The 11,258-nt window shown below is 75.2% G+C and carries 7 protein-coding genes and 1 pseudogene; 6 read left to right on the plus strand and 2 right to left on the minus strand.

Features of this window, described 5'->3' with window-relative positions; all coding sequences use genetic code 11:
* Window positions 1-224: 224 nt before the first annotated feature.
* From ACIG36_RS02995 to ACIG36_RS03015, 5 genes are all read left to right on the plus strand, one after another.
* Entirely contained in the window at window positions 225-1,712 is a 1,488-nt protein-coding gene (locus ACIG36_RS02995; RefSeq protein WP_399920881.1) for an aldehyde dehydrogenase, read from the plus strand.
* Window positions 1,713-1,886: 174 nt separating this feature from the next.
* Window positions 1,887-4,541 carry a class III lanthionine synthetase LanKC gene (lanKC, locus tag ACIG36_RS03000; protein ID WP_399920884.1) on the plus strand — a complete coding sequence of 885 codons (2,655 nt, stop codon included), beginning with the start codon at window positions 1,887-1,889 and terminating at the stop codon, window positions 4,539-4,541.
* Between the two features lie 39 nt (window positions 4,542-4,580).
* A complete protein-coding gene (locus tag ACIG36_RS03005; protein WP_399920887.1) occupies window positions 4,581-4,700 on the plus strand; it encodes a SapB/AmfS family lanthipeptide in 120 nt (39 codons plus the stop codon).
* Between the two features lie 134 nt (window positions 4,701-4,834).
* On the plus strand, window positions 4,835-6,550 hold the full coding sequence (locus ACIG36_RS03010) for an ABC transporter ATP-binding protein (protein WP_399920890.1): 1,716 nt from the start codon (window positions 4,835-4,837) through the stop codon (window positions 6,548-6,550).
* Window positions 6,547-8,385 (plus strand): ATP-binding cassette domain-containing protein, encoded by a 1,839-nt coding sequence (locus ACIG36_RS03015; protein ID WP_399920893.1) that lies wholly within the window; start codon window positions 6,547-6,549, stop codon window positions 8,383-8,385. Before ACIG36_RS03010 ends, ACIG36_RS03015 begins: the two co-directional genes overlap by 4 nt.
* Here ACIG36_RS03015 and ACIG36_RS03020 read toward each other — a convergent pair.
* Both ACIG36_RS03020 and ACIG36_RS03025 read right to left on the minus strand, forming a co-directional pair.
* A pseudogene (locus ACIG36_RS03020) lies at window positions 8,311-8,907 on the minus strand (LuxR C-terminal-related transcriptional regulator); the annotation flags it as partial. The gene ACIG36_RS03015 and the pseudogene ACIG36_RS03020 sit on opposite strands and share 75 nt — an antisense overlap.
* Before the next feature lie 35 nt (window positions 8,908-8,942).
* Window positions 8,943-9,581 carry a TetR family transcriptional regulator gene (locus ACIG36_RS03025; protein ID WP_399922163.1) on the minus strand — a complete coding sequence of 213 codons (639 nt, stop codon included), beginning with the start codon at window positions 9,579-9,581 and terminating at the stop codon, window positions 8,943-8,945.
* Between the two features lie 252 nt (window positions 9,582-9,833).
* Between ACIG36_RS03025 and ACIG36_RS03030 the strand changes: the two genes are divergently transcribed.
* Window positions 9,834-11,207 (plus strand): glycosyltransferase family 4 protein, encoded by a 1,374-nt coding sequence (locus ACIG36_RS03030; RefSeq protein ID WP_399920895.1) that lies wholly within the window; start codon window positions 9,834-9,836, stop codon window positions 11,205-11,207.
* Window positions 11,208-11,258: the final 51 nt, after the last annotated feature.

Here is an 11,258-nt window from a genome sequence, read left to right on the forward strand (position 1 = left end):
TGATACCGCCACGTAAGCGGTCGTTCGAGGGGCATGTTCATGGCGAATCCCATGGCGGATCCCATGGCGAATCCCATGGCGGATCACGGGGTGGTCCCCGCGCCCCGGTCATTGCCCCCTGCATGCGGAACTGCTATCCCAACAGCCAGTACGTCTGATGCAGCGTCAGCTCCGAGGTGGCTCCGGGTCCGCCCCGGGCCACCTCCGACGAGGAGGCGAAGGCCATGGCCGGAACCGTCGAACACGGACAGCTCTTCATCGGCGGCATCCTCAGGGACCCGCTGGCAGACCCGGCCGCCGGGCCCGGCGGCGACGTCATCGAGGTCGTCTCCCCGCACACCGAGGCCGTCATCGGCCGCGTCCCGCACGCCTCGCGCGCGGACGTGGACCGGGCCGTGGCCGCCGCCCGCGCGTCCTTCGATACGGGGGTGTGGGCCGGGCTGCCGCTCGAGGAGCGGATCGCGGTCGTCACCCGCATCAAGGACGGCATCGCGGCCCGCCACGAGGAACTGGCCCGGCTGATCTCCGCGCAGAACGGCTCCCCCTATTCCTGGAGCGTCCTCGCCCAGGCCCTCGGCGCGGTGATGATGTGGGACGGCGCCATCGCCATCGCCCGCGACTTCCCCTACGAGGAGCGGCGTGCCGGCGCCCTCGGCCCGCTGATCGTGCGCCGGGAGCCGGTGGGCGTGGTGGCGGCGGTGCTGCCGTGGAACGTCCCGCAGTTCCTGGCCGCGGCCAAGCTGGGGCCCGCGCTGCTGGCCGGCTGCTCGGTGGTGCTCAAGCCCTCGCCGGAGACCCCGCTGGACTCCTACGTCCTCGCCGAGGTCGTCGCCGAGGCGGGGCTGCCGGAGGGCGTGCTGTCGATCCTTCCCGCCGGCCGGGAGGTCAGCGAGTACCTGGTCGGCCACCCCGGCGTCGACAAGATCTCCTTCACCGGGTCCGTCGCGGCCGGCAAGCGCGTGATGGAGGTCGCCGCCGCCCACCTGACCCGGGTGACCCTGGAGCTGGGCGGCAAGTCCGCCGCGATCGTCCTGCCGGACGCCGACCTCGACGCGGCCGTCGCCGGCATCGTGCCCAGCGCATGGATGAACAACGGCCAGGCCTGTGTGGCCCAGACCCGCGTGCTCGCCCCCCGCTCCCGCTACGCCGAGCTCGCCGAGCGCCTGGCCGCCGCGGCGAGCGCGCTGACCGTCGGCGACCCGCTCGACCCCGCCACCCAGGTGGGTCCGCTGGTCACCCGCCGCCAGCGCGAGCGCTCGCTGGAGTACATCGGGCTCGGGCAGCGCGAGGGCGCCAAGGTGCTCGCGGGCGGCGGTCGGCCCGCCGGGCAGCCCACCGGCTGGTACGTGCAGCCGACGCTCTTCGGGGACGTCACCAACGACATGCGCGTCGCCCGCGAGGAGATCTTCGGCCCGGTGGTGTGCCTGCTGCCCTACGACGACGAGGAGGAGGCCGTGCGCATCGCCGACGACTCCGACTACGGCCTGTCCGGCAGCGTTTGGACCGCCGACGTCGAGCACGGCATCGACATCGCCCGCCGGGTGCGGACGGGCACGTACTCGGTGAACACCTTCAGCCTCGACACGTTCGGGCCGTTCGGCGGCTACAAGGACTCCGGCCTGGGGCGCGAGGGCGGCCCCGAGGGCTACGCCGAGTACTTCGAGCAGAAGACCGTCCACCTGCCCACGGGGACGCGGCCGCCGTTCGCCTGACGACCGGCTTCCGTACCGTCTTCACCGTCTTCGCACGCTGTCGAACGTAACTTTTCGCACGGTTCCGAAAGCAACTTTACGCATGCGTTCCTCATGGGATGTTCATGACATGCGTGACTGTCCCGGCCCCCCGCCGCGTGGAAATCTCTTCCCGTCCGCAGCAGAGGGGGGCCGATGGAGAAGCGGTACGAGGTGTACTGCCTGGCAGACAGGCACTTCTACGAGATCCCGGACCGGCTGTCCGCCCCGGCGGACGGCCGCCCGGCGACCCGCCTCTTCGAGACCGCGCAGCGCCCGGTGCCCGACGGCTGGAAGAGCGCCCGCAGCGGTGACTGGCTGAGCCTCGTCCCCGTGGACGCCGACGGGAACCCGCGCCCGGGACAGCCCGCCCAGGGCTGGAAGGTCCATGTGTCGGCCACCGCCCGGAACGCGGACAAGACCGCGGCCGCCGTCTGGGACTACTGCGTCCCCAGGGGCATCCCGTTCAAGTTCGTCCCCGCACCGCACCTGCTCCACCTGCGCAACAGCAAGTACGCGCCGCGCGACGGCAGCGGAAAGTTCGTCACCGTCTACCCGGCCGGCGAGCGGCAGCTGCACACGGTCCTCACCGAGCTGCACGAGGTCCTCGGCGGCGCCCCCGGCCCGTACGTCCTCACCGACCTGCGCTGGCACGAGGGACCGCTGCACGTGCGCTACGGAGCCTTTGCCCGCCGCTACTGCACCGACTCCACCGGCGCCCTCGTGCCCGCCGTCGCGGACCCGGACGGCACCCTCGTGCCCGACCTGCGCGCCCCGTCCTTCCGGACGCCCCCGTGGGTCACCCTGCCGGCCTTCCTCCGACCCCACCTCGCCGCCCGCAACGCCACCACCCTCGGCGACATCCCCTACCGCATCGAGAAGGCCCTGCACTTCTCCAACGGCGGTGGCGTCTACCGCGGCACCGACACCCGCGACGGCAGCGCCGTCGTCCTCAAGGAAGGCCGCCCGCACGCGGGACTCGCCGCCGACGGCGCCGACGCCGTCGCCCGCCTGGAACGGGAGAAGGACGCCCTGGAACGGCTCTCCGGGCTCGGCGTCGCCCCCGGCCTGCGCGACTGGCTGACCATCGGCGAACACCGCTTCCTCGTCATGGACTTCGTCGAGGGCCGCCCCCTCAACTCCTTCTTCGCCGAGCGCCACCCGCTGCTCGTCACCGACCCCGACCCCGCCGCGGTGGCCGAGTACACGGCCTGGGCACTGCGCCTGCACCGGGCCGTCGAGGAGGCGGTCGAGGCCGTGCACGCCAGGGGCGTGGTCTTCAACGACCTGCACATGTTCAACATCCTCGTCGGGCCGGACGAACAATCCGTGACGCTCATCGACTTCGAGGCCGCCGCGCCCGTCTCCGAGGCCGGCCGGCAGATCGTCGCCCACCCCGGCTTCGTCGCCCCGCCCGACCGCACCGGCACCGACGTCGACCGCTACGCGCTCGCCTGCCTGCGCCTCGCGCTGTTCCTGCCCGTCACCACGCTCCTGGGCATCGACCGCGCCAAGGCCGCCCACCTGGCCGCCGTCGTCACCGAACACTTCCCCGTACCGGGGGAGTTCCTGGCGGAGGCGGTCGCGGAGATCACCCGCGACGCCGGTACGACCCCCGGTGCCGCGACGGCCACCTCCGTTCGCTCCCCGGCCGCCCCGCTCGCCCCGCCCGACCCCGGCGACTGGCCGGCCGCCCGCGACTCCATGGTCCGCGCCATCCTCGCCTCCGCCACGCCCGAACGCGACGACCGGCTCTTCCCCGGCGACATCGCGCAGTTCACCGACGGCGGGGGACTGGGGCTCGCGCACGGCGCCGCCGGAGTGCTGCACGCCCTCGCCGAGGCCGGCGCCGAGCGCTACGAACAGGGGGAACAGTGGATCCTCGACCACACCGCCCCCGCGCCGCCCGGCACCCCGCTCGGCCTCTACGACGGCCTCGCGGGCATCGCCCTCACCCTCCACCGCCTCGGCCACACCGGGCGCGCCCTCGACCTCACCGGTTCCCTGCTGGCGGAGAACTGGCAGCGCCTGGGCCCCGGCCTGCACGGCGGCCTCGCCGGAGTGGCCCTGGTCCTCGACCACCTCGCCGAGGCCACCGGCGAGGACTCCCTGCGCCGGAGCTCCCTGCACGCCGCCCAGCTCCTCGCCGACCGGCTCGCGGACGGCTCCGCCGCCCCCACAGGCCGCCGCGCCGGGCTGATGCGCGGTGCCACCGGCGCCGCCCTGCTCTTCCTCCGGCTCCACGAACGCACCGGCGCACCTGCCCTCCTGGAGCTCGCCGGCACCGCCCTGCGCGCCGACCTCGCCCGCTGCGTCCGCACGCCCACCGGCTCCCTCGACGTGGACGAGGGGTGGCGCACCATGCCCTACCTCGGCGACGGCAGCGTCGGCATCGGCGCGGTGCTCGACGACTACCTCGCCCACCGGCCCGCCGCCGCGGACGACGACCTCACCGAGGCCCGCGACCGCATCGTCACCGCCGCCCGGTCCCGCTTCTACGCCCAGCCCGGCCTCTTCCAGGGCCGCGCCGGGATGATCTGGCACCTCGCCCGCACCACGGCACCGGGCGTCACCCGCGAGCACATCGACGCGCAGATCTCCGCCCTGGCCTGGTACGCGATGCCCTACCGGGGCGGGACGGCCTACCCCGGCCACCAGATGATGCGGCTGTCGATGGACCTCGCCACCGGAACGGCCGGCTGCCTGCTGGCGCTCGCCGCTGCCCACGGCGGCGACCGGCCCGCGCGACTGCCCTTCCTGCCGCCCCCAGGGGCGCCCCAGAGCCGGCTCCGCCACGACGCGGAGTCGTGACCGCACCACGTCCGATCCGTCCCCACGAAAGGAAGAACCATGGCGCTTCTCGACCTGCAGAGCATGGAGTCCGACGAGCTGTCCCACGGCGGAGGCGGCGGCAGCAACGTCAGCCTGCTGCTGTGCTGGAGCACCGCCAGCGTCGCGCTGTGCCTGTGACCGGCTGACCGCCGTCCGCGGGTGACCGCTCCCGGTGGGCCCTCCCCGGCGGAGGGCCCACCGGCACGTCCGGCCTTGCCCGGTCGCAGCCCGTTCCACCACAGCCCGCCCGCCCAGAGGAAGGTGTCCCGCGCATGGCTGTCACGGCCCCGCACCACCCGGCGGGCGCGCGGGGCGGCGACCGCATCCTCGCCGCCGCGCTCCGGCACGGCGCGGGCCGCACCCTCGCCCTCGCCGTCGTCACCACAGCGAGCACCGGCGCCGCCCTGCTGCTGCCCGCCGTCCTCGGGCACACCCTCGACCTGCTGCTCGCCCGCCACGCCGACGCCGGCCGGTGGGTGCTGCTGAGCACCGCCCTGATCTGCGTCCCCGCCGTGCTGGACGCCCTCGACGGACTCCTCACCGCCACCACCACGGCCCGCGCCACCGCCTGGCTGCGCCACCGCGCCCTCGGCGAGATCCTGGCGGCCGGCCCCCGGGCCACCGCCCGGTTCCCCGCCGGCGACCTCGTCACCCGCCTCGTCGGCAACACCGCCCACGCCGCGACCGCCCCCGCCTCCCTCGCCGGCACCGTAGCCGCCCTCGCCGGCCCCGTCGGCGGCATCGTCGCGCTGGGCGTCATCAACCCCTGGCTCGCCGTCGCCTTCCTCGCCGGGGCGCCCCTGCTCGCCCTGCTGCTGCGCGCCTTCGCCCGCGCCTCCACCGACACGCTCACCGCCTACCAGCGCCTCCAGGGCGACATCGCCGCCCGCCTGCTCGAAGCACTGCGCGGCGCCCGCACGATTGCCGCCGCCGGCACCGCCGCCCGCGAGCGCGACCGCGTCCTCGAGCCGCTGGCGGACCTCTCCCGCCACGGACACCGCATGTGGCGCGTGCAGGGACGCTCCACCGCCCAGGCCGCCACGCTGGTGCCGCTGCTGCAGATCGCCGTGCTGGCCGTCGCCGGACTCCAGCTGTCCCGGGGCCGGCTGAGCGTCGGCGACCTGCTGGCCGCCTCCCGCTACGCCGTCCTCGCCACCGGCGTCGGCATGCTCGTCGGACACCTCAACGCCCTGGTGCACAGCCGCACCGCCGCCGCGCGCCTGGCCGGCGTACGGGCCCTGCCGCCCGTCCCGTACGGCACGCGCCGCCTGCCGCCCGGCGGCGACGGCACGCTGCGGATGCGCGGCGTGAGCGCCGGGCGCGGCGGACGGACCGTGCTGCGCGGCGCCGACCTCGTCGTCCCCGGCGGCACCACCCTGGCCCTCGTCGGACGCTCCGGCACCGGCAAGTCCGTCCTGGCCGAACTCGCCGGACGCCTGGCCGATCCCGACTCCGGTGAGATCACCCTCGACGGCGTCCCGCTGCGCGACCTCACCCACGACGAGCTGCGCCGCGCCGTCGGCCACGCCTTCGCCCGCCCCGCCCCGCTCGGCGGCACCGTCGCCGGCACCATCGCCTTCGGCTCCTTCACCCCACCCCCGTCCGCCGTGGTGGCCGCGGCACGCGCCGCCTGCGCCGACCCCTTCGTACGGCGACTGCCCGACGGCTACAGCACACCCCTGGCGGCCGCGCCGCTCTCCGGCGGCGAGGCCCAACGCCTGGGCCTGGCCCGCGCCTTCGCCCACGCGCGGCGCCTGCTCGTCCTGGACGACGCCACGTCCAGCCTCGACTCGGTCACCGAACGCCAGGTCACCGCCGCCCTGCTGACGGACGTCGCCGCCCCCACCCGCCTGATCGTCGCCCACCGCCCGGCGACGGCGGCCCGCGCCGACCGCGTGGCGTGGCTGGACGACGGGCGCGTGCGGGCGGTCGGGACGCACGAGGAGTTGTGGCGCGAGCCGGAGTACCGGGCGGTGTTCGGCGGATGAGGACGCTGCTGCTTCAGCTTCGGGAAGCGGCCGGCGGGTGGGACCGCCGCGCTCTCGCCCGCCTCGCCGCCTGGTCCCTCGTCGAGGCGGCCCAGACGTTCACCACCGGCTACGCCCTCGCCCGCGCCCTGGACGCCGGATACCTCGCCGGGCGCCCCCTCGACGGAACGGCGTGGCTGGCGGCCGCCGCGGTGGCCGTCGCCGCCGGGGCCTACGGCACCGGACGCACGTACCGCTGCGTCGCCGGCCTCGTCGAGCCGCTGCGCGACGGCCTCGTCCGGCGCGTCGTCACGCGCGCGCTGGACGACGGGGACGGTGCCGCCGTCTCCCGTCTGACGCACCAGGTGGAGATCGCCCGTGACACCTTCGCGGGCCTGCTGATGGTGGCGCGTTCCTTCGTGTTCACCGCCGTCGGCGCCCTGACCGGGCTCTTCCTGCTCGCGCCCGTCCTGCTGGCGGTCGTCGTGCCGCCGCTCGTCCTCGGCATCGGCCTGTTCGTGCTGACGCTGCGCCCGCTGGCCCGCCGGCAGGAGGCGTACCTGGCCGCCGACGAGGCCCTGGCCCGCTCGGCCGAGGCCGCCTGCGCCGGCCTGCGGGACATCACCGCGGGCGGCGCCGAACACCTGGTGCGCGCGGAGACGGGCGCCCTCGTCGACGAGGGCCTGCGCACCGCGAACTCCCTGGCCCGCTGGTCCGTCAGCCGTGCCGTCGCCCTGGCCGTCGCCGGCCGGCTGCCCGTCGTACCGTTGCTCGCCGCCACGCCCTGGCTGCTGGGCCACGGCGTCTCGCCGGGCGCGCTGGTGGGAGCCCTGGCCTATCTGACGCAGTCGCTGCTGCCCGCCCTGCAGAGCCTGGTCCACGGGCTGGGCACCAGCGGGTCACGGCTGGCGGTGGTCCTGCGCCGACTGACGGCCGCCCCGCCGCCGGATTCGCCGCCGCCCCCGGCCGCCCCGGTGCCGGCCGGCGCCCCGGCCCTCGAGCTGCGCGGCGTCACCTTCGGGTACGGCCGGCACGCCGAGCCCCTCCTGCACGGCCTCGACCTCACGCTGCCCGCCGGCGGCCGGCTGGCGGTCGTGGGCCCCAGCGGCGCCGGCAAGTCCACGCTCACGGCCCTCGTCGCGGGCCTGCTCGAACCGTGGGACGGCCGGGTGCGGGTGGGCGGCGCACCGGCCCGCTCCGCGGGGGCGGCCGCGCGCCGGGTGGTCGTCCCGCAGGAGGCCTACGTCTTCTCCGGCACCCTCGGCGAGAACCTGCGCTACCTGCGCGACGGCGAGGCGGACCCGGCGGACGACCGGGAGGTCATGGCCGCCGCCGAGGCCGTCGGCGCGGCCGGGCTGGTGCGGCGGCTGGGCGGCCTCGGCGCGCCGGTCGTGCCCGGCGAGCTCTCGGCGGGGGAGCGTCAGTTGATCGCGCTGGCCCGCGCGTACCTCTCGCCGGCACCCCTGGCGGTGCTCGACGAGGCGGCCTGCCATCTGGACCCGGCGGCGGAGGCGCGCGCGGAGCGCGCGTTCGCGGCGCGCCCCGGCGGCAGCCTCGTGGTGGTCGCCCACCGCGCGGGCTCGGCCCGCCGCGCCGACCGCGTGCTGGTGATTGACGGCTCCAGCACGACGGCGGGTACGCACGCGGAGCTGCTGGCGCGCTCGGCGCTGTACCGGGACCTGATGGGTGGGGACGGCTCAGACCCAGCCGGCGCACCGGGAGATGCGGATGGCGTCGACCCGGTTGCGGGCGCCGGTCTTGCGGGTGATGGCGGCCATGTAGTTGCGCACCGTCCCGTTCGACAGATGCAGGCTGCGCGCGATCTCGCCGACGGAGGCGCCCTCGGCGGCCAGTGACAGCACGCTCAGCTCGCGGCGGGTCAGCGGGATCTCCGCCGCCTCGAGAAAGCCGAAGCCCAGGCTCTCGTCGATGTAGCGCTCGCCCTGCGCCACCTGTCGTATGCCCTCGACCAGACGGTCGGGAGAAGCGTTTTTGCTCAAGTACCCCAAGGCCCCCACCTCATAGGCCCGGCGCAGTGGCCCCGGCCGTCCGGCGGTCGCCAGGGCCAGCAGCGCCCCCGGCGGGTCCCCGGCGTCCCCGCCGGTACATCGGCCCTCCACCGCTTCCCTGATGTGCCCGCACCCCTCGCCTGCCGCGGGGCTGTCCATGTCGGCCACGTACACCTGCGGCCGCAGGGCCCGGGAGGTGGCCACGGCGCCCTGCCACGACGCCGAGGACACCTCGAGGTCCGGCTCTCTGCCGAGCCACGCCGCCAGGGCGGTGCGCAGCAGATAGGTGTCGTGTATCAGAAGGACGCGTGTCACGTTGCCTCTCCCGCTCCGTGTAGCGAACCACTTCGGGCACGTCGGTAAATTCATACCGGCGGAGCCGCCGCTTCGGGGGCGGTTACCCGCTACGCCGGGGGCGTACGGTCGTGGGGCGCGGGGGAGATGAGCCGGCAGACGGTCTCGATGTCCACCTTCACCTGGGCGATGGACGCCCGTCCCGACAGCCAGGTGATCAGCGCCGAGTGCCAGGTGTGCTCGATGACGCGCACCACCGACAGCTGCTCCGGCCGGGCGGGGCCGGACAGGCCCATCGCGTCGAGGACGATCGCCGTGGTCAGGCGCGAGACCCGGTCGACCTCGGCGCTCACCGAGCGGTCGGCGAAGGTCAGCGCCCGCACCATGGCGTCGGCCAGGTTCGGCTCGCGCTGCATCGCGCGGAAGGCCCGCATCAGGGTCTGGGCGACGCGGGCGGCCGGATCCTCCTCGGTCGGGGGCCGCTTGCGCAGTGTCTCGTGCAGCCGGCCGAGCTGGTCCTGCATGGTGGCGACCAGCAGGTGGACCTTGGAGGGGAAGTAGCGGTAGAGGGTGCCGAGCGCGACGCCGGCGGACTCGGCGACCTCGCGCATCTGCACCGCGTCGAAGCCGCCGCGGCTCGCCAGGCGCGCGGTGGCCTGCAGGATGCGGCGGCGCCGGGCCTCCTGACGTTCCGTCAGACCGGGCGGGGTGGTGGCGGGGGCGGACGCCATCGACGCGACAGACGTCATGGCCGACTTGGGTTCCGTCGTCATATGTCCCGTTCCATGGCGTTTCGTGACTCTCCGTCCGGCGCTGCCGGTGCGGCCCGGACGGCACAGCATGGCAGGGGTCGGGCCGTGGCGCGAATCACCTGGCGGGGCCCTTTCGCCCCTCTGACATCCCGGTAGATTCAAGCTTCTGGACGACCCAGTCTGAAACTTGTTCTAGATTAGCGCGACCCGTTACGCTCCGGCGGAACAGCCAGCGAGAAGGAGGCCGGAGTGACCGCTGAGGCCACGGAGGCATCGCTCACGCGAGACCGCAGCCTCCTGGGCAAGGGCGCCGGCGAAAGCGCCGACGAACGGCCGCTGCGCATCGCGCTGCTCACCTACAAGGGCAACCCCTTCTGCGGCGGCCAGGGCGTCTACGTCCGCCACCTCTCCCGCGAACTCGCCCGGCTCGGCCACTCCGTCGAGGTCATCGGCGCCCAGCCCTACCCGGTCCTCGACGAGGGCGTCACCCTCACCGAGCTCCCCAGCCTCGACCTCTACCGGCAGCCCGACCCCTTCCGCACTCCCCGCCGCGAGGAGTTCCGCGACTGGATCGACGCCCTCGAGGTCGGCACCATGTGGGCCGGCCGCTTCCCCGAGCCGCTGACCTTCTCGCTGCGCGCCCGCCGCCATCTGGCCGCCCGGCGCGGCGACTTCGACGTCATCCACGACAACCAGACCCTCGGCTACGGGCTCCTCGGCGGCCCCGCCGCCCTCGGCGCACCGCTCGTCACCACCATCCACCACCCCATCACCGTCGACCGGCAGCTGGAGCTGGACGCCGCCCAGGACTGGAAGCGGCGCGCCGCCGTCCGCCGCTGGTACGCCTTCACCACCATGCAGAAGCGGGTGGCCCGGCGGCTGCCGTCCGTGCTCACCGTCTCCGGCTCCTCCCGCCAGGAGATCGCCGAGCACCTCGGCGTGCGGCACAACCGGATCCACGTCGTCCACATCGGCGCCGACACCGGCCTGTTCTCGCCGGACCCCGCCGTCGCCGAGATCCCCGGCCGGATCGTCACCACCTCCAGCGCCGACGTCCCGCTCAAGGGCCTGGTCCACCTGATCGACGCGCTGGCCAAGGTCCGCGCCGAGCACCCCGGCGCCCACCTCGTCGTCGTCGGCAAGCGCGCCGAGAACGGGCCGGTCGCCACCGCCATCCGCCGCCACGGCCTGGAGAGCGCCGTCGAGTTCGTCAAGGGCATCACCGACGCCGAACTCGTCGACCTGGTCCGCTCCGCCGAGGTCGCCTGCGTCCCCTCCCTCTACGAGGGCTTCTCCCTGCCCGCCGCCGAGGCCATGGCCACCGGCACCCCGCTGGTGGCCACCACCGGCGGGGCCATCCCCGAGGTCGCCGGCCCCGACGGCGAGACCTGCCTGGCCGTGCCCCCCGGCGACGCGGACGCGCTGGCCGTCGCCCTCAACCGGCTGCTCGGCGACCCGGACCTGCGCCGCCGCCTGGGCGCGGCGGGGCGCGAGCGCGTACTGGCCAAGTTCACCTGGCGGCAGGCGGCGATCGGGACGGCGGCGCACTACCGCGTGGCGATGGCGCGCGCCGCGGCGACCCCGGGCCGGCCCGGCACCGCCGCTCGCGTCGCCGGTGGCTGACCGGGGCCGCACTCCCCGCCGCGACGGCGACCGGACACCGTGGTGCGGCCC

The organism is Streptomyces sp. NPDC053048, from assembly GCF_044547045.1.
Lineage (GTDB): Bacteria > Actinomycetota > Actinomycetes > Streptomycetales > Streptomycetaceae > Streptomyces.